The sequence below is a fragment of the Gordonia sp. NPDC003950 genome (assembly GCF_053605205.1).
Genome location: NZ_JBSGIT010000013.1, coordinates 39,689 through 58,343, shown reverse-complemented (window position 1 = coordinate 58,343; position 18,655 = coordinate 39,689). Strand labels below are relative to the sequence as shown.

Sequence of the window (18,655 nt, the reverse complement as noted above, 5' to 3'; positions counted from 1 at the left end):
CACAAATCGGCTGGTCAGAGGCTATTTTGCGGCCAGTTCGCGAGCCGCTCGCAGTCTGGCCAGGCTGACGTCGCGGCCCAGCAACTCCATCGACTCGAACAGCGGCGGACTCACCGCGGAGCCCGTCACCGCCACCCGCACCGGCCCGAACGCTTTGCGTGGCTTGAGCCCCAGATCGTCGATCAGCGCGGCGTTGAGGGCATCGTGCAGCGCCGTCGTCTGCCACGAGTCCAACGACTCCGTCGCCGCGATGGTGGCGTCGAGTACCTCGACGGCGTCGGCACCGAGATTCTTGGCCGCGGCCTTCTCGTCGATGGTGAAGTCCGCCTCGTCGACGTAGAGGAACGAGATCAGTCCCCACGCATCGCCGAGGACCTGGATGCGGGTCTGCACCAGCTCCGCGGCGACGGCGAACGCCGCGTCATCGACGCGGGCCGGCAGGTGCCCGTGCTCGGTCAGGTAGCTCTTGAGGCGTGCGGTGAAGTCGCCGAGTTCGAGCATCCGGATGTGTTCGGCGTTGATCGCGTCGGCCTTCTTCTGGTCGAAGCGGGCCGGGTTGGAGTTGACGTCGCCGACCTCGAACGCGCCGATCATCTGCTTAAGGGTGAAGACGTCGGTCTCGTGCGAGTATCCCCAGCCGAGCAGCGCCAGGTAGTTGAGCAGGCCCTCGGGCAGGAAGCCGCGATCGCGATGGTGGAACAGGCTGGATTGCGGATCCCGCTTGGAGAGCTTCTTGTTGCCCTCCCCCATCACGAACGGCAGGTGCCCGAACTCGGGAACACGCTCGGCGACACCGATACCCATCAACGCCTCGTAGAGCGCGATCTGACGCGGCGTGGAACTGAGCAGATCCTCACCGCGCAGGACGTGGGTGATCTTCATCATCGCATCGTCGACGGGATTGACCAGGGTATAGAGCGGATCCCCGTTGGCGCGGGTGAGCGCGAAGTCGGGCACCGTGCCGGCCTTGATGGTGGTGGTGCCGCGCACCAGATCGTCCCACGCGATGTCGCGATCCGGCATGCGAAGTCGCACAACGGGATTACGGCCCTCGACGCGGTAGGCGGCGCGCTGCTCGTCGGTCAGTTCCCGATCGAAGTTGTCGTAGCCGAGCTTGGGGTCACGGCCGGCGGCACGGTGGCGGGCCTCGACCTCCTCGGGGCTGGAGTACGCCTCGTAGGCCGCACCGGATTCCAGGAGGCGACGCACCACGTCGAGGTGGATGTCGCGTCGCTGCGATTGGCGGTACGGACCGTAGGGGCCGCCGACCTCGGGGCCCTCGTCCCAGTCCAGACCGAGCCACCGCAGCGACTCCAGAATGGCGTCGTAAGACTCCTGGGAGTCACGTGCGGCGTCGGTGTCCTCGATACGAAAGACGAAGGTGCCCTTGTGGTGACGCGCCGCGGCGAAGTTGAACAACGCGGTGCGCACCATGCCGACGTGGGGCGTACCCGTGGGCGACGGGCAGAAACGAACCCGGAAGGCGTCGGTGCTGACTGGATCGGTACTGGCCATGGCGCTCAGCGTATCGAATGCGCCGATGCCGAGGTCAGTCCCGGTGGCGGTCGCAGAAGTCGACGATAAGCTTGTTCACCTCGGTGGGTTGCTCGAGATAGCCGAAGTGGCCGGCCCGGGCGACCTCGGCGTACTCGGCGCCGGGGATCGCCTCAGCGACCTCGCGGGCCAGTTTCGCCGGCAGGGTGCGGTCGTCGGCGAAACCGACCACCAGCGCAGGCCGGGAGATCTGGCGGTAGGCGGCCAGCCGGTTGAGCTCGCCGTGGTGCAACTCGAGCTGCGCCCGCACCCCCGGCGTCACCGTCTGCGGGGAGAACCCGATGATGTCGAGCCAGTCGCGTGCGGCGCGGTCGTCGTCGAGGGTGTGCGGTGAGAGGTTGAGGTGCGCGGTGATCGCGGCCGCGTAGTCCGGCGGCAGGGTGATGCCCCGGTCGTAGAGCGCGCGCTCCCCCGCCGAAATCGCTTCCTGCAGTGGAGTATTGCGCCCGTAGGTGGCGAGCATGACCGCACCGCGGACGAGGTCGGGGCGAGCCAGGGCCAGTTCCTGGGCGATCCGGGCACCCAGTGACGTCCCGACGACGAACGCCGGTCCGCCGAGATGCTCGATCAGTGCCGCGGTGTCGGCGACCATGTCGTCGAGGGTGAAGCCGTCGGCGCACTCCGACGACGGCGCGATACCCCGGTTGTCGAAGAGCGCCACGCGATAGCCGGCCTTGCGCAGCGCCGGTTCCTGATTGGCCTTCCACACCCGGCCCGGACTTCCGGTGCCCATCACCATCACGACCAGTGGACCGGTTCCCGCGACCTCGTAGGCGATGTCGATCCCGTTGACGCGCACGGTCTGCGCGGGCGCGGTCACGGCTTGTCCACCACCGGATTGGTCAGGGTGCCCAGGCCTTCGACGCTGACCGACACCCGTTGTCCGGCCACCATCGGGCCGACCCCGTCGGGTGTGCCGGTCAGGATGACGTCGCCGGGCAGCAGCGTCATCACCCGGGAGATCCACTCGATGATCGCCCCCACGTCGTGCAACATCAGTGAGGTGCGGCTGCGCTGACGGACCTCACCGTCGAGTTCGGTGGTGATCTGGGCGTCGGCGGGATCGAAGTCGGTGTCGATCCACGGGCCGAGCGGGCAGAAGGTGTCATAACCCTTGGCCCGGGTCCACTGACCGTCGATCGACTGCTGATCACGCGCGGTGACATCGTTGGCGATCGTGTATCCCAGGATCGCACTCTTGGCGTCGGCGGCCTTGACGTCCTTGCAGGGCCGTCCGATCACGACGGCCAACTCCCCCTCGAAGTCGACCCGCTCCGACGACGGCGGCCGCACGATCGGCACCTCGGGACCGACGATGGAGGTGTTCGGCTTGAGGAAGATCACCGGCGATGCGGGTGCCTGCCCACCCATCTCCGCCACATGTGCCGCGTAATTCTTGCCGATGCAGATGACCTTGGTGGCCAGGATGGGCGCGAGCAGTCGGACGTCGGCCAGCGGCCACGAACGTCCGGTGAACGTCGGTGTGCCGAACGGATGCTCGGCGATCTCCTTGGCGACGATCCCCTCCGGGGAATCGTCGAGCGAGACAAACGCGACACCGTCCGGACTGGCGATTCGACCTAGGCGCATAGATGCGAGGGTATCGCACCGCAGATGTCCACACTTCGAGACGTCGGTTGGTCCCGCGACACGATCCGGTTCTAGAATGTGGAAACTGATTCTCAATATTTGAGATTCGCCGATCCTGCGGAGGTGTGATGCGCACTGTCGAGAACGTCGGCACCACCCGGAGGTGGGTGATGCTCGTCTGCTCGCTGGTCGCCGCGATGACGACCACCTGCGTGGTCAGTGGCGTCGCCTATCTCATTCCCGCACTGCATGCGTCGGGTATGACCGTCTCGCAGGCATCGGTCCTCGCGGCGATTCCGACCGTCGGTCTGATGCTGGCGATCCTCGGCTGGGGTGCGCTGCTGGACCGCCACGGCGAGCGGCTGATCCTGACGGTGTCCCTGTCGATCACCCTTCTCGCCGCGGTGGCCACCGCGATCGCCGCCGCCACCTCGGCACCGTTCTCGGTACTGGCGGCCTGCCTGTTCCTGGGCGGACTCGGGTCGGGCGCGGCCAACGGGGCATCCGGGCGGATCGTGGTCGGGTGGTTCCCACCGCAGCAACGCGGCACGGCGATGGGCGTGCGGCAGATGGCCCAGCCGTTGGGCATCGCCGTATGTGCGCTGACCATGCCGGTACTCGCCGAACGGCACGGAATCGCTGCGGCCCTGGTGGTTCCGGTCGCCGTCACGCTCATCGGGCTGCTCGCATGCCTGCTGGGAATCGCCGATCCACCACCGCTCCGCCGAGCCGACGGCACCGCACCGGAATCCACCCGAAACCCCTACCGGCAGGGCTGGTTCCTGGCCCGGGTGCACGCGGTCAGTGTGCTGCTGGTGATCCCGCAGTCGATGCTCTGGACGTTCGTGCCGACCTGGCTGATCGTGGCGCGGCACTGGTCGCCGGCCACGGCGGGCATCCTGGTCACCATCACCCAGACCATCGGGGCATTCGGCCGGATCGCGGCCGGCCGCTGGTCGGATGCGTGGTTGTCGAGAATGCGTCCGATCCGGGTGATCGCGGTGGCGGCCGGGTTGTCGATGGGCGTGTTGGCATTCACCGATTGGCGCGACAGTTCGATGTCGGTGGTGCTCATGGTGATCGCGTCGATCGCGTCGGTGGCCGACAACGGCCTGGCGTTCACCGCGATCGCCGAGTTCGCCGGCCCGCGCTGGAGTGGACGCGGTCTGGCCGTGCAAAACACGGCCCAGTACCTCGCGACCGCGGTCACGACGCCGATCTTCGGGGCTGTCATCACCGCCGTCGGATTTCCCCTCGCGTTCGCCGCGGGGGCGATCGCCCCGGCCATCGCCGCACCGTTGGTCCCCGATGACCCGGCGCCCCGGCCGGAGTCGGTGAGGCAGGGCAGCCAATGAAACAGCGCCTCTACGTCTTCTCCTGCGCCACAGTCGCATTGATGAGCCCCGCGGCCACCGCGGCGTCGTCGACGACGACGAGGTCACGCCGCCCGTCGGATCGGGTGACCAGCAACGCGTCTCCGGACCGGATCACGAATCCCTGTGCGCCGGCGAGGGGTCCGCGTATGGCGATCCGCTGACCGTAGCCGCCGAAGTCACGCAGCGCGTGCACCCTCACCACCTCGGCGCGGACGATGTCGGTCATCGGGACGCGGATTCGCGGCCATCCGATCATGCTCTGCACGGCGAGGTGGTTGCGGTCGACGGTCACCCGGACCGACCAGAATGCCGCCATCAGCGTGGCGAGTACCGCCACCAGAATGAGCAACCACCACAGCCCGGTCACGGCCGCGACGATGATCACCGTCCCGAGTGACGCGATCACGACGATCGTCGGGATCGTCGACATCGCCACCCGGCGCTGCCACAGAAAGCGTTCTGCCGCACCGAGTTGCGCGGTGGGCACCACACCGACGGGATCACGTCGGGGCGACGGCCACGACGGTACCGCGATCGCCGACAGTGCCGCGACGCTCAGCCCACACACCGCCGCGACGACGATCGCGAGGGCCGGTGGCGACACCCGGTGGATGTCGGTGACGCCGCGCTGCGCCTCGATCGCACCGAGCAGCAGCACGGTCACGAAGACGGACAAACCGTTGGCCAGGGCCAGGATCCATCGCAGTGCGCGCGAGTCGGCCACTCGGCCGGTGGCCGCACCGACCACCGCGAGGCCGCCGACGACGGCTCCGACGACGATTACCGCGGCGAGGGTGACGCATACGCCGAACAGGCTGCTGGTGCCGTCGACTCCACTTGAACCCCAATGGGAGGCAACGGGATCGGGCAGGTCGGGCCACCACGATGTCAGGGCGAGGGCACCGGTGAGGGCCATCGTCACCGCCGGAACGGTCACGATCGCCACCACAATGCACAGCGACCGTGACGTCGGGGCCGGTCGAACGTCGTTCATGTCATCCTCCTCGTGATCTCCGCAGCCAGTTCGGGTGCGCTCACGCCGAACCGCCGCGCCACCTCCACCAGACGGTCGAGCGCATCACCCATCTCGGCGCGAACCGGTGCGTGCGCGGAGACCACCGCGCCGCGGCCCCGTCGCAACTCGACCAGTCCGTCGTCGCGCAGAATCTGGTAGCCGCGCAACACCGTGTGCATGTTGACGTCCAGGGACGCGGCCAACTCGCGTGCCGCCGGCAGTCGCTCTCCGGGATGCACCTCTCCGTCCGCGATCGACCGGCGGACCGATGACGCGATCTGGGCGAAGATCGGCGTCCGATCGGTCGGATCGATGCGAATCAACACACCCTGATCCTATAGTTCTAGTGCAAATAGAACAAGTGGAGCCGACCGAACACCGATGGCCGGTCCCCTGTTCGGGACCGGCCATCGGTGTCTGATGAACGAAAGCTACGCCGAAGCGGTTGCGCTACAGCCGCTCTCGGATGCGCTTGCCGATCTCGGACGTCGACAGCTGCGCGCCGTCGCGCTCGAGGAGATCGTCCGCGACCGCCTTCTCGACGCGGCGCGCGTCATCGGACCGGCCGACGTGGTCGAGGAGCAACGCCACCGACAGGATCGCCGCCGTGGGATCGGCCTTGCCCTGCCCGGCGATGTCGGGCGCGCTGCCGTGCACCGGCTCGAACATCGACGGGTTGGTGCGGGTGGCGTCGATGTTGCCCGACGCCGCCAGGCCGATACCGCCGGACACCGCGGCCGCGATGTCGGTGATGATGTCGCCGAACAGGTTGTCGGTGACGATGACGTCGAAGCGTCCCGGATCGGTCACCAGGTAGATGGTGGCCGCGTCCACATGGCAGTAATCGGTGGTGACGTCGGGAAACTCCTTGCCCACCTCGGCGACCGTGCGACTCCACAACGATCCCGCGAACGTCAGCACATTCGTCTTGTGGACCAGGGTGAGGTGCTTACGGCGGCGGGTGGCCCGCTCGAAGGCATCGCGCACCACACGCTCCACCCCGAATCGGGTGTTGACGCTGACCTCGGTGGCCACCTCGTGCGGGGTGTCCACCCGGATCGCACCGCCGTTGCCGGTGTAGGGACCCTCGGTGCCCTCCCGGACCACGACGAAGTCGATGTCGGGATCACCGGCCAGCGGCGAGGTTACCCCGGGCAGACGCCGCGACGGACGCAGATTGACGTGATGATCGAGCGCGAACCGCATCTTCAGCAGCAGACCGCGTTCGAGGATGCCCGAGGGCACCGACGGATCACCGATCGCGCCCAGCAGGATCGCGTCGTGCTCACGCAGCGAATCGAGGTCGGCGTCGGTCAGCAGTTCACCGTTGCGGTGGTAGCGGCGCGCACCGAGGTCGTAGTCGGTGGTGTCGACGTCGGGAACCACCGCGCGCAGCACCTCGAGTGCCTCGCCGATGACCTCGGGTCCGATGCCGTCGCCGGCGATGACTGCGAGCTTCATGACAGATCCACCTGTTCGATGAGGGTTGCGCCGACCGCCGCCGAGATCGCGTCGACCAGCGAGTCGTCGAGTTTGCGGCTGATGCGCAGCACCATGGTGGCGCCGCCGCCCTCTGCATCCTGCGACAGACCGGCGGCCAGGATGTCGACCCCGGCATCACCGAGCAGGGTGCCGATCTTGCCCAGCGAACCCGGCCGATCGGCGTAGCTGACCAGCAGGTTCAGGCCTTCGGCACGCAGATCGAAATTGCGGCCGTTGATGTTGACGATCTTCTCCACCTGATGCGGTTCGGTGAGTGAACCGGCCACGTTGTGCACCGAACCGTCGGCGAAGACCGCCTTGACGTCGACCACGCTGCGATGGTTGGGGCTCTCGGTGGCGACGGTGACCTCGCTGGTCACGCCGCGATCCTCGGCCACCTTGGGGGCGTTGACGAAGGTCACCGGCTCCTCGAGGGCCGCCTCGAACAGACCGCGCAGGGCCGACAGACCGAGCACGTCGACCTTGCTCGACGCCAACTCGCCGCGGACGTCGACGACGATCGAGCTCGGCAGTTCGGAGCTGATCGCGCCGACGAGCACACCGAGCTTGCGGGCCATCTCCAGCCACGGGGCGACCTCTTCGTCGACGGCACCGCCGACGATGTTGACCGCGTCGGGCACGAAGTGTCCGGCCAGGGCCAGCCGCACACTCTTGGCGACGTCGGTGCCGGCGCGGTCCTGTGCCTCACTGGTCGAGGCTCCCAGGTGCGGGGTCACCACGACCTGCGGGAGCTCGAACAGCGGGGAGTCGGTGCACGGCTCGGTGGCATAGACGTCCAGACCGGCGGCACGCACCTGTCCGGAGGTGATCGCGTCGGCCAGGGCCTGCTCGTCGACGAGCCCACCGCGGGCGGCGTTGACGATGACGACACCCTTCTTGGTGCGGGCGAGCTGCTCGGCCCCGATGAGGCCCAGGGTCTCCGGCGTCTTGGGCAGGTGCACGGTGACGAAGTCGGCACGCTCGAGGAGTTCGTCGAGGGAGACCAGTTCGATGCCGAGTTGGGCGGCACGCGCCGGCGACACATACGGGTCATAGGCGATCACGTGGGTCTCGAAGGCGCCCAGCCGGGCGGCGACGAGCTGCCCGATGCGGCCGAGTCCGACGACGCCGACGGTCTTGTCGAAGATCTCCACACCGTTGAACGAGGAACGCTTCCAGGTGTGCTCGCGCAGCGTCGCATCGGCGGCCGGGATCTGTCGCGCCGCCGACATCAGCAGGGCGATCGCATGCTCGGCGGCGGTGTGGATGTTGGAGGTGGGCGCGTTGACCACCATCACGCCACGGTCGGTGGCGGCGGGCACGTCGACGTTGTCGAGTCCGACGCCGGCACGTGCGATGATCTTCAGCTTCTTACCGGCGTCGAGCACCTCGGCGTCGACGGTGGTGGCGGATCGAACCAGGATCGCGTCGGCGTCGACGACGGCCTCGAGAAGTTTGGGACGGTCCGGACCGTCCACCCAGCGCACCTCTACGCCGTCGCCGAGGGCTTCCACGGTGGATGGGGCCAATTTGTCGGCGATGAGGACGACCGGCAGGCCTGCTGAGGTCACGTTTGTTCTCCAGAATCGGTTGCGAGATCGGGTGCGATGTCGTAATGACATCCGCCCCACAGCTTAGAGGCCACCGCATCGACGTCGGACAACCGGGCGGCCAACTCGGGCTCGACGCTCAGGTTCGACGTGTACATTGTGAGCGGCATTACGGAAGCATTCCAATGCAGTAGCGGAATCCTTGCGTGAGATCGATGCCTCCCCGGCGCCGGTACGGTGACTGTTCGGGGGGTCGCGTCGCCCAGTCGATCACGTGTGTCGATCGCAATGAATTGGTCCACCACCCGCGCCGGTCGCCGTGGATCAAGAACAAGAGTGGAGTGTGTGGATGAAGAAGAAGCTGACAGTACTGTTGGCTGTTCTGGCGGCAACGGTACTGGCCGGCTGGGGGGCTCCGGGCACGGCCACGGCTGCGCAACCGAAGATCTACCTCGGTGGCGGCTCCGGGATTCTGGTCCTCGAGGGCGGCAACTCGGCGGCCGCGTGCACACTGACCACCATCGGCCACGCCAAGACCGGTGAGCTGATCGGCATCACCGCCGGACACTGCGGCCAGCCCAATCAGCAGGTGCTCTCCGAGAGCTTCTCCGATCGCGGCGTGGCAGGGGTCATCACGCATTCCGACCCCAAGGAAGACATCGCGATCATCAAGTTCAACAGCAATGTCGTTCCGTTGCGCACCGTGCAGGGCGTCACCATCAGCGGCATCGACACGCGACCGATCGGCTTCCCGACCATCGCCTGCAAGCAGGGACGCACCACCGGCAACACCTGCGGCGTGGCGTGGTTCTCCGACGGCGACGTCCACCTCACCCAGATGTGCGTCATCGAAGGCGACTCCGGCAGCCCGGTGGTCGTCGGCAATCGCCTCGTCGGCATGGTCAACGCGTACTACCTGCTCGGCTGCGTCGGCCCGGAGAAGGGCACCAACGCCGCCGCGATCCTCAACTACGTGAAGTCCACCAACTACAAGGGCTTCACACCGATCTGATCGGACGGATCACCGTCGACGACGAGACCCGGGCCGCGCGTTGCGTCCCGGGTCTTGTCGTCTCATCCCCGGTGCCGTCACGGACGGGAACTGCGGCGTCACGGACGGGAGCTGCGCCAGCTGTTGATCTCGTCGTCGAGCTGGGCGCGCACCCAGGCTCCGATCCGGTTCAGGTCCGCCGGCGCCAGTCCCCCGCTGCGCCACGACCATCCGCCGGTGTCGATCCATTCGTCCATCGCCACCGCGAGGCGACGCCGGTACTCCGCCTCGCGTACCCGCTCGTCGGCGCAGAACAGCGCGTAATCGTCGGAGCGCCATTGTGCGGGCATCGGGAAGACGGTGTCGGTGATCGTCTCATCGCCCAGTGCGCCGACGACATCGCGGATCTCCGCCCGGTTCCGTGGATCGGCTCCGAGATCACGAAGCACCGCAAGATATTCCGCGGGAATCGGGGTGTCGGCTCCCCGGTCGGCCGGATCATCGGACATGGCGACCGGCGTCCTCGACGAGCGAGCCCGTGCGCAGCCGCCCCGTCGCCCGGATGTCACCGAGTTCGTCGCGCAACTCGGGGTGGCGGGCATAGAAATCGATGAGCCAGAAGGTCCCGGATGCCCCCAGATGCAGCGGGTCCAGCCGGATCTCGCCGGCGCGGATCGCTGTCGCGTCCTTCTCCGCGGTGGTGGTCATCCGGACGCCCTCGCGTCGGCTCGCCGCCGTCGGTACCGCCCGCACCGCGACCACCTCGCCCCAGGGGAGGAAGCGACGCCGGCCGGCCAGGGCACCGACGTCGACACCGTCCGGGGACACCGTGACCGCCGATCTGCCACGACGGATCACCAGCAGCGCCTCGACGGCCCCGACGACACCGACGGCGAGAAAGGTGTAGGCGGTCGGATGCCGCGGCGAGTCCTGCATCCACGACATGTCGAGGTCACCGCGCCACACCGCGACGAACGCGAGGACACCCGCCGCACCCATGCCCAGCGCCGAGGCGATGTCGCAGCACAGCGCCACCGGGTCGACGCCGAGACGCAGCGCATGCCGGTGGAAGCGGACACCCGCCAACTCGATCCGCCCGCTGCGCTGCCGCCGGCCGGTGCGACACCACGACCACGCCCACAACGCCACCCCGGCACTCCCGGATGCCGCGGCTGCGGCGGTCAGCGGATGGCCGCCGGCCAGGGTGTGCACGGCCGCCCAGCCGAGCAGCACGGCGGCACCGGCCAGGAGATATCCGAACAGGCTCAGACGCCACGAGCGGCCCAACCACGCCGACGGGACCGGGTATCCGGCAGCCGATTCGGCCGAGATCTGTTTGTTCACACCGGAATTCTCACTTGCACACCAACTGTCCGACCACGTTGCCCAGGGTCGACGCACCGAGACTGGTGCCGGTGCCGACCAGAAATGCCTTGCCCGCCGTCATCTCCGGCATCGTGGCCAGCGCCACCAGGTCGACGCCGAGCGATACCCCGCCCGCGACCCCCGCCTTGCAGACCTCGTACTGGTTCTCGGCGGTGGCGACGCTCAGTGCGGTGGACAGGATCGTCAGGCCCGGGCCGGCGACCTTGGCGCCGGCCTGCAGCTGCTGGGCCTGCACCGCCGACAGATACGGCAACCCTCGGGTCACCTGGGATTCCGTTGCCGCCATCCCACCGGCGGCCAACGCCACGGTGATGTCCTGGGAACTGGGAATCGGCGCCTGGAATCCGTCGATGTCGGCGACCGCGGTGCCGTCGGCGCGTTCGGTGACGATCACCGGGGACCGTCCCTCACGCATCAACTCGATCCGCGTCGTACCGTCGGGATTGGGTGTGCGGATGGCGGTTCGGCGGCCGGTGGGATCGAAGAACTCGGTGCGTTCACCGCCGGGTCCGGAGATGTAGACCTGCGAACTCCCGTCCAGCATCGAGACGGTGGTTTCGGTGATGCCGTTGTGGGTGGTGGTCGACGACTCGACCACACTGCCCAGCAGGTGCTCGGTCAGACGCCGGTTTTGATGGGTGCGTCCCAGTTCGGGATTCTCCCCGCGTGTGGTGTCGGCGTACGGATCCTTGGTGAAGTCCTGGGGTGCGCGTGGGTCCAGGTGGAGTTCGGGAAGCTCGATCCCGAGGTCATTGCGCGTCACCTGGTGGCGGATGAAGTTGCCCAGGTCATAGTCGGCGTAGCCCAGCGCGGTCAACTTCGGGTTCAGTTGATCCTGAAAGCCGGCGGCGGCCAGGGCGAGTGCCTTGATCACCTGCGGCGCATAGCGTTTCACCCGCGGCAGCACCACCCAGTCGTCGGCGACGAACAGATCGCCCGACTCGATCACGCCCAGCAGGTGCCGGATGCCGGTGGTGGCCTCCACCAGCTGCGGCCCGAAGCGCCCGATCCCGACGGCCGATCCGGTGGCGATCGCGACGATCTGGTTCACCCGTTCGCGACCGACCTCGACGGCCTCCTCGGCGGCGACCTGCGCCGGACCGGTCCACAACCCGTCGTGGGCGAGTCCGAGCACCTCGTACCAGGAATCGGCGACGCTGTCGGCGAATCCCTCGGCGTCGGCCCGCAGCGTGTCCCCCGCCGCGAGGAGCGCCTCGGGCCGCCATCCGTCGAAGACCGTGCGGCTCGGGATCATTCGGATGCGCCTGCAAGAGAACGGAATCGGGCGGCGAGGGCGTCATCGGCCACCTCGTAGGTGCCCGCTGCGGTGTACACCGCGTCCGCGACGCCCTGGAAGTACCGCGCCACCGCCCGCAACGGTTCACCGATCGCCTCGGCGGCGGTCGCGGCGGAATACTGCGTCGACGATCCCGGGAGGCAGTCGGCGACGGCCGCCAGATCGGCGGGCATGGGAGCCGCCGGGATCCGGTCCGCCAGGCCGGTCACCGATGCCGAGAACTGTCGCAGCGCTTCGGGATTGACGTCCACCCCACACCCCCTCGTGATTGTCGTCTGATCCGACACGATAGGTCATCGGGGCCGAATCGGCGGTCAACCATCCACAGGCCGCTCCCGCTCACGAGTCCCACCGACGGCCGCGAGATGAACCCGGAAACGACCGTGGCCCCGACTCCGGGCGGGAGTCGGGGCCACGACGGGGCGAAGGAGATCAGGCGGTCTCGGTGATCGGGCGATCCACCCAGCTCATCAGGTCGCGCAGCTTCTTGCCGGTGACCTCGATGGGGTGCTCGGCGTTCTTCTTGCGCAGCGCCTCGAGCTCGGCGTTACCGCCCTCGACATTGGCGACGAGTCGCTTGACGAAGGTGCCGTCCTGGATGTCCTTGAGGATGCCGCGCATGCGCTCCTTGGTGTCGGCGTCGATGACGCGCGGACCCGACAGGTACCCACCGAACTCCGCGGTGTCGCTCACCGAGTAGTTCATCCGGGCGATGCCACCCTCGTACATGAGGTCGACGATCAGCTTGAGCTCGTGCAGCACCTCGAAGTAGGCCATCTCCGGTGCGTAACCGGCCTCGACCATGACCTCGAAGCCGGTCTTGACCAGTTCCTCGGTGCCACCGCAGAGCACGGCCTGCTCGCCGAAGAGGTCGGTCTCGGTCTCTTCCTTGAAGGTCGTCTTGATGATGCCGGCGCGGCCGCCACCGATGGCCGACGCGTAGCTCAGGGCCAGGGCCTGACCTTCACCCTTGGGGTCCTGGTCGACGGCGATCAGGCAGGGCACGCCCTTGCCGTCGACGAACTGCCGACGCACCAGGTGGCCGGGGCCCTTCGGGGCGACCATGCCGACGGTCACGTTGGCCGGAGCCTTGATGAGACCGAAGTGGATGTTGAGGCCGTGCCCGAAGAAGATGGCGTCGCCGTCCTTGAGGTTCGGCTCGATGTCCTCGGTGAAGATCTTCGCCTGGCTGGTGTCGGGGGCCAGGATCATGATGACGTCGGCCCAGGCTGCCGCCTCGGCGTTGCTCATCACCTTCAGGCCCTGCTCGGCGGCCTTCTCCCGCGACTTGCTGCCCTCGCGCAGACCGATCGCCACGTCGACGCCCGAGTCACGCAGACTCAGCGAGTGCGCATGTCCCTGGCTGCCGTAGCCGATGACCGCGACCTTGCGGCCCTGGATGATCGACAGATCCGCATCGTCGTCGTAGAACAATTCGATCGCCACAGTTGGATTCCCTTCGATATGTGGTGTGCCCCAGGCGAATCGGTTCTGCACGCGAGGGGCGCGTTGGTGGTGCGTACGTCAGCGGTTGGCCGACATGCTCTTGGGTCCGCGTCCCAGGGTGACCGCCCCCGACTGGGCGATCTCACGGATGCCGTACGGATCGAGCATCCGCAGCAGCGCCTCGAGTTTCTCCGAGGTGCCGGTGGCCTCGACGGTCAGCGACTCCGGCGAGACGTCGATGACCTTGGCGCGGAACAGGTTCACGACCTCGATGACCTCGGTGCGCACCGTGGAGTCGGCGCGGACCTTGACCATCATCAGCTCGCGGGACACCGAGTTGGACGGATCCTGCTCGACGATCTTGATGACGTTGATCAGCTTGTTGAGCTGCTTGGTCACCTGCTCGAGCGGGAAGTCCTCGACCGAGACCATGATGGTCATCCGCGAGATGCCCTTGAGTTCGGTCGGTCCGACGGCGAGGGATTCGATGTTGAATCCGCGCCGGGAGAACAGACCGGACACGCGGGCGAGGACGCCCGGACGGTCCTCGACGAGGACGCTGAGGGTATGGGTACTCATTTCTTCTCACCCTCCTGGCCGAGATTGGTGTTCTGGTTGACGACCTCGTGGATGTCGGCCGGATCCGACGCCGACGCGTCGTCGTCGAACAGCGGCCGGATGTCGCGCGCGGCCATGATCTGGTCGTTGCCGGTGCCCGCGGCGACCATCGGCCACACCTGGGCGTCGGCGCCGACGATGAAGTCGATGACGACCGGGCGGTCGTTGATCGCGCGCGCCTGGGCGATGACCTCGTCCACCTCGGATTCGTTCTCGACGCGGAATGCCGCGCAGCCCAATGCTTCTGCGAGCTTCACGAAGTCCGGGATGCGCATCGAATGCGTCGCGAGGTCGGTGTTGGAGTACCGCTCCTCGTAGAACAGCGTCTGCCACTGACGCACCATGCCCAGGTTGCCGTTGTTGATCAGCGCGACCTTGATCGGGATGCCCTCGATGGCGCAGGTCGCCAACTCCTGGTTGGTCATCTGGAAGCAGCCGTCACCGTCGATGGCCCACACCTCTTTCTCGGGTGCGGCCATCTTGGCGCCCATCGCGGCCGGAACCGCGTAGCCCATCGTGCCGAGTCCGCCCGAGTTGAGCCAGGTGCGCGGCTTCTCGTAGGAGATGAACTGTGCCGCCCACATCTGGTGCTGGCCGACGCCGGCGCAGTAGACCGCATCCGGTCCGGCGAACTTGCCGACCTGGGAGATGACGAACTCCGGCGACATCGAGCCGTCGGCGGGCCGGTCGTAGCTCAGCGGGTAGGTGCGACGGATGCCGTCCAGATACCGCCACCACGCGGTCAGGTCGGGGGTCTCGTCGGTGGTCGCCCGCTCGGCGCGCAGCGTCTCGATCAGGTCGACGATGACGGCCTTGCAGTCGCCCACGATCGGCACGTCGGCGTGCCGATTCTTGCCGATCTCGGCGGGATCGATGTCGGCGTGGATGACCTTGGCGTCCGGCGCAAACGAGTCGAGCTGGCCGGTGACGCGGTCGTCGAAGCGGGCACCGAGGGTGATCAGCAGGTCGCTGCGCTGCAGTGCGGCCACCGCGGCGACGGTGCCGTGCATACCCGGCATGCCGAGGTGCTGCTGATGCGAATCGGGGAACGCGCCCCGCGCCATCAGCGTCGTGACCACCGGGATACCGGTCAGTTCGGCCAGTTCGAGCAGTTCGGCCGACGCGTTGGCCTTGATGACGCCGCCACCGACGTAGAGGACGGGATTCTTGGCGGCGTTGATCAGGCGGGCGGCCTCACGGACCTGCTTGCCGTGGGGCTTGGTCACCGGACGGTAGCCCGGCAGATCGATCTGCGGCGGCCACGAGAAGGTGGTCTGGGCCTGCAGGATGTCCTTCGGGATGTCGACGAGAACCGCTCCGGGACGGCCACTTTCGGCGATGTGGAATGCCTCGGCGATGACCTGCGGGATGTCGGCGGCGTTGCTCACCAAGAAGTTGTGCTTGGTGACCGGCATGGTGATGCCGGAGATGTCGGCCTCCTGGAATGCGTCGGTGCCGATGAGTGCGCGACCGACCTGCCCGGTGATCGCGACAACCGGGACCGAATCCATCTGCGCGTCGGCCAGGGGCGTGACGAGGTTGGTGGCACCGGGACCCGACGTCGCCATCATGACGCCGGCGCGGCCGGTGACCTGCGCGTAGCCGGTGGCCGCGTGACCGGCGCCCTGCTCGTGGCGCACCAGGACGTGCCGGACCTTCTTGGAGTCGAGCAGCGGATCGTAGACGGGGAGCACCGCACCGCCGGGGATACCGAATACGACCTCGACACCGAGCTCCTCGAGCGATCGAACCACCGACTTCGCGCCACTGACGCGTTCGGGGGCGACGGTGTTCTGCCGCACCGCGCGGAGGCTGCCGCCCGCCGGGGAATCCTGGCGTGGGGCGGACGCTTTTCCGCTGGTGTCCGTACGTGCTGTTGGTGCGCTCACTGCACGGTCCTTCATCTTGGTGATCATTGGGTGGGTGGATCCTGGCAACAAAAAACCCCCGACAGCGAGGCTGTTCGAGGGTGGCGCGTCGATGCTGGGGTCTCGTGAGTGACCGGTCAGGCGACGACGCGCCGGCCGATTACTACGAGAAGTTCGTCATGCATCACGTCACTCACGGTAGGACTGCAGATACTGAAGAGTCAAACCACGGTCGTCGTCATCCCACGATCTGGGAATGCACTGGTCTGCGGCACCTCACGCAGGGGCGGTCCCGCGAGAGTGCCAGAATGGTGGCGTGTCTGCTTCAGCCCCGGAACCGCAATCGTCCTCCTCGGGTTTTGCGTCCCGTCGCTCGGCATCGGCGGCCGGCGATGCCGAACCCGCCTCCGACGAGCTGGCGTTGCCGCAGGTGTTCCGGCTGAGCAAACTCGCCTACTTCGCCGTTCCGGCGGCGTTGCTGGTCGCCCTGATCCTGGCCGGCACGAGCCTGGCGTGGCTCGGCTGGACATTCGTTCTGCCGGTGCTGCTCGCGGTGTGGATCGGGCGGATCAGAACGGTGGTGACCGAGGACGGTCTGCATGTGGTGGGCACGTTTGGCGCCCGGGACGTGACGTGGGCCGAGATCGACGGACTCCGATTCACCCGATGGGGGCCGGTGCGCGCGGTGCTCGTCGACGAGACGTCGGTGCGGTTGCCCGCGATCACCTTCCAGGACCTGCCACGCCTGTCGGCCGCCAGCCGGGGCCGCATCCCGGACCCGTTCGCGGCGGCGGCAAACGCCGATTCGTGACATGCCGGCGACCACATTGCGCCGCCCGTCGACCGTGGGTTTACCGGCACCTTAACGATCGGTTTCACCGCATGCAGATTCCGGCCACCGCTGGTTAACGTTCTCGGGTGGTCACACACGCGGTCCGCCCGCACCAGGTCAAAGAGCTCATCGCCAGGGGCGAGCTCGCCGAACTCACGGATCTGATCGCCACGATGCCGCCCGGCGAGATCGCGGCGGTGGGCAACCGGCTTCCGCGTCGACAGGCGAGCATCGCGTTCCGGCTCCTCCCGAAGGACGTCGCGCTCCAGGTCTTCGAGGACCTCAGCCCCAAGGTGCAGTATCGGCTGATCGAACAGCTGGGTACCAGCGAGGTGGGCGAGTTCTTTGGGAGTCTCGATCCCGACGATCGCGCGGAACTCCTCGACGAGCTGCCCGCACCCGTCGCACACGACCTCGTCGCATCCCTGGAACGCAGCGAGCGTGAGGCGACCGGGCTGGTTCTCGGGTTTCCGGCGGGCTCGGTGGGACGTCGGATGAGTCCGGAGATCGTGCACGCCTACACCGACGATTCGGCCGCGGCAGCGCTGGACCGGGTGACCGAGGTCGGCCACCAGGTGGAGACCATCTACATGGTCCCCGTCGTCGATCGCGACCACGTCCTGGCCGGGGTGGTGAGCCTGCGCGATCTGCTGCTCGCCGATCCCGACACCCTGTTGTCGAGCCTGATGCGCACCCCGATCTCGGCCGCTGCGAGCGACGATGCCGAGCAGACGGCGTTGCTCTGCGTGGAGCGCGGCATCCTTGCGATCCCCGTCCTCGACAGCGAGCGCCACGTCATCGGCGTGTTCACCCTCGATGATGCGGTCGGGGTGATGAACCAGGCCCGCGACGAGGACCAGGCGCGTGCCGGTGCCAGCGAACCCCTCGACGAGCCGTATCTGGTGGCGTCGGTGCTCTCGATCACCCGCTCGCGCATCGTCTGGTTGTTCGTGCTGGCCGTGTCGGCCATCCTGACGGTCAACGTGCTCGAGATCTTCGAGGCCACACTCGACGAGATGGTGGCGTTGGCCCTGTTCATCCCTCTGCTCACGGGGATCGGCGGCAACACCGGTTCGCAGGCCGCGGTCACCGTCACCCGCGCGCTGGCCGTCGACGAGGTGTCCCCGCGCGATGTGGCACTCGTGGTCGGCAAGGAACTGCGCGTGGGTCTCACCCTGGGTGTGCTGCTCGGCCTCGTCGGATTCGGCGTCGCGTCGCTCGCCTACGACATGGACATCGGCGCGGTGATCGGTCTGACCATCCTGTCCATCTGCACGATGGCGGCCACCGTCGGTGGTGTGATGCCACTGATCGCAAAGTCCATCGGAGTCGATCCGGCGGTCTTCTCGACACCGTTCATCTCGACGTTCTGCGACGCGACGGGGTTGATCATCTACTTCTCCATCGCCAAGGCGGTTCTCGGAATCTGAGACGGCAGTGCCGTCACAAGGGATGGCCGGTTTTGTTTGCCCACGTCAGGCAGGAGTACCGTGGACGCTCGGTGAGATCGTCGACGCACAACGCCGACGATCGTGGTCAGCGCCGGTCGGATGGTGACACGCCCCACCCCGTCCCGATCGGTTCCGCCCGCGAATATCCGCGGCGGTGCATGCGTTGACCCGCATCAGTCCACGCGCACGTCGCACGTAC

The 18,655-nt window shown here is 67.5% G+C and carries 18 protein-coding genes; 4 read left to right on the top strand and 14 right to left on the bottom strand.

Annotated features, from left to right (window positions below; all coding sequences use genetic code 11):
- Nucleotides 1–21: 21 nt before the first annotated feature.
- Genes gltX through ACWETB_RS13220 form a run of 3 tightly spaced genes read right to left on the bottom strand, consistent with a single transcriptional unit; the run spans nucleotide 22 to nucleotide 3,144 of the window.
- On the bottom strand, nucleotides 22–1,515 hold the full coding sequence (gene gltX, locus ACWETB_RS13230) for a glutamate--tRNA ligase (RefSeq protein WP_452211541.1): 1,494 nt from the start codon (nucleotides 1,513–1,515) through the stop codon (nucleotides 22–24).
- Nucleotides 1,516–1,549: 34 nt separating this feature from the next.
- Nucleotides 1,550–2,374: an alpha/beta fold hydrolase gene (locus tag ACWETB_RS13225; RefSeq protein ID WP_449743864.1), complete on the bottom strand. Its 825-nt coding sequence runs from the start codon at nucleotides 2,372–2,374 to the stop codon at nucleotides 1,550–1,552.
- On the bottom strand, nucleotides 2,371–3,144 hold the full coding sequence (locus tag ACWETB_RS13220; protein WP_449743865.1) for a fumarylacetoacetate hydrolase family protein: 774 nt from the start codon (nucleotides 3,142–3,144) through the stop codon (nucleotides 2,371–2,373). Before ACWETB_RS13220 ends, ACWETB_RS13225 begins: the two co-directional genes overlap by 4 nt.
- Before the next feature lie 128 nt (nucleotides 3,145–3,272).
- Here ACWETB_RS13220 and ACWETB_RS13215 point away from each other — a divergent pair, with 128 nt between their 5' ends.
- Entirely contained in the window at nucleotides 3,273–4,499 is a 1,227-nt protein-coding gene (locus tag ACWETB_RS13215; protein ID WP_449743866.1) for an MFS transporter, read from the top strand.
- Nucleotides 4,500–4,509: 10 nt separating this feature from the next.
- Here the strand turns inward: ACWETB_RS13215 and ACWETB_RS13210 are convergent, their stop codons facing one another.
- The 4 genes from ACWETB_RS13210 to serA all read right to left on the bottom strand — a co-directional run bounded on the left by ACWETB_RS13210 (nucleotide 4,510) and on the right by serA (nucleotide 8,588).
- A complete protein-coding gene (locus tag ACWETB_RS13210; protein WP_452211538.1) occupies nucleotides 4,510–5,514 on the bottom strand; it encodes a DUF1648 domain-containing protein in 1,005 nt (334 codons plus the stop codon).
- Nucleotides 5,511–5,861 carry a GntR family transcriptional regulator gene (locus ACWETB_RS13205; protein ID WP_348807903.1) on the bottom strand — a complete coding sequence of 117 codons (351 nt, stop codon included), beginning with the start codon at nucleotides 5,859–5,861 and terminating at the stop codon, nucleotides 5,511–5,513. The genes ACWETB_RS13210 and ACWETB_RS13205 overlap by 4 nt, the downstream gene beginning before the upstream one ends.
- A 124-nt stretch (nucleotides 5,862–5,985) precedes the next feature.
- The gene (locus ACWETB_RS13200) at nucleotides 5,986–6,996 is read right to left on the bottom strand and encodes a 3-isopropylmalate dehydrogenase (RefSeq protein ID WP_452211535.1); all 1,011 of its coding nucleotides are present in this window, start codon (nucleotides 6,994–6,996) and stop codon (nucleotides 5,986–5,988) included.
- On the bottom strand, nucleotides 6,993–8,588 hold the full coding sequence (gene serA / locus ACWETB_RS13195) for a phosphoglycerate dehydrogenase (protein WP_452211533.1): 1,596 nt from the start codon (nucleotides 8,586–8,588) through the stop codon (nucleotides 6,993–6,995). The genes ACWETB_RS13200 and serA overlap by 4 nt, the downstream gene beginning before the upstream one ends.
- A gap of 328 nt (nucleotides 8,589–8,916) precedes the next feature.
- On the opposite strand from serA, the gene ACWETB_RS13190 reads away from it, so the two are divergent.
- Nucleotides 8,917–9,579 (top strand): trypsin-like serine protease, encoded by a 663-nt coding sequence (locus tag ACWETB_RS13190; RefSeq protein ID WP_348806685.1) that lies wholly within the window; start codon nucleotides 8,917–8,919, stop codon nucleotides 9,577–9,579.
- A gap of 98 nt (nucleotides 9,580–9,677) precedes the next feature.
- Here ACWETB_RS13190 and ACWETB_RS13185 read toward each other — a convergent pair whose 3' ends face one another.
- The 7 genes from ACWETB_RS13185 to ACWETB_RS13155 form a co-directional block, all read right to left on the bottom strand.
- Entirely contained in the window at nucleotides 9,678–10,067 is a 390-nt protein-coding gene (locus ACWETB_RS13185; RefSeq protein ID WP_452211531.1) for a hypothetical protein, read from the bottom strand.
- Nucleotides 10,057–10,902 (bottom strand): PH domain-containing protein, encoded by an 846-nt coding sequence (locus tag ACWETB_RS13180; protein ID WP_348806683.1) that lies wholly within the window; start codon nucleotides 10,900–10,902, stop codon nucleotides 10,057–10,059. Before ACWETB_RS13180 ends, ACWETB_RS13185 begins: the two co-directional genes overlap by 11 nt.
- Before the next feature lie 10 nt (nucleotides 10,903–10,912).
- A complete protein-coding gene (locus tag ACWETB_RS13175; protein ID WP_452211529.1) occupies nucleotides 10,913–12,199 on the bottom strand; it encodes a hypothetical protein in 1,287 nt (428 codons plus the stop codon).
- Entirely contained in the window at nucleotides 12,196–12,492 is a 297-nt protein-coding gene (locus tag ACWETB_RS13170; RefSeq protein WP_452211527.1) for a type VII secretion target, read from the bottom strand. Before ACWETB_RS13170 ends, ACWETB_RS13175 begins: the two co-directional genes overlap by 4 nt.
- A gap of 181 nt (nucleotides 12,493–12,673) precedes the next feature.
- Complete coding sequence (ilvC, locus tag ACWETB_RS13165) at nucleotides 12,674–13,687, bottom strand: ketol-acid reductoisomerase (RefSeq protein WP_348806680.1); 1,014 nt, start codon at nucleotides 13,685–13,687, stop codon at nucleotides 12,674–12,676.
- Nucleotides 13,688–13,765: 78 nt separating this feature from the next.
- The gene (ilvN, locus tag ACWETB_RS13160) at nucleotides 13,766–14,266 is read right to left on the bottom strand and encodes an acetolactate synthase small subunit (protein WP_348806679.1); all 501 of its coding nucleotides are present in this window, start codon (nucleotides 14,264–14,266) and stop codon (nucleotides 13,766–13,768) included.
- Nucleotides 14,263–16,194 (bottom strand): acetolactate synthase large subunit, encoded by a 1,932-nt coding sequence (locus ACWETB_RS13155; protein ID WP_452211524.1) that lies wholly within the window; start codon nucleotides 16,192–16,194, stop codon nucleotides 14,263–14,265. Before ACWETB_RS13155 ends, ilvN begins: the two co-directional genes overlap by 4 nt.
- A gap of 295 nt (nucleotides 16,195–16,489) precedes the next feature.
- Here ACWETB_RS13155 and ACWETB_RS13150 point away from each other — a divergent pair, with 295 nt between their 5' ends.
- Together ACWETB_RS13150 and mgtE are read left to right on the top strand one after the other, a co-directional pair.
- A complete protein-coding gene (locus tag ACWETB_RS13150; RefSeq protein ID WP_452211522.1) occupies nucleotides 16,490–16,984 on the top strand; it encodes a PH domain-containing protein in 495 nt (164 codons plus the stop codon).
- A 107-nt stretch (nucleotides 16,985–17,091) separates the two neighbouring features.
- The gene (gene mgtE, locus ACWETB_RS13145; protein ID WP_452211520.1) at nucleotides 17,092–18,435 is read left to right on the top strand and encodes a magnesium transporter; all 1,344 of its coding nucleotides are present in this window, start codon (nucleotides 17,092–17,094) and stop codon (nucleotides 18,433–18,435) included.
- Nucleotides 18,436–18,655: the final 220 nt, after the last annotated feature.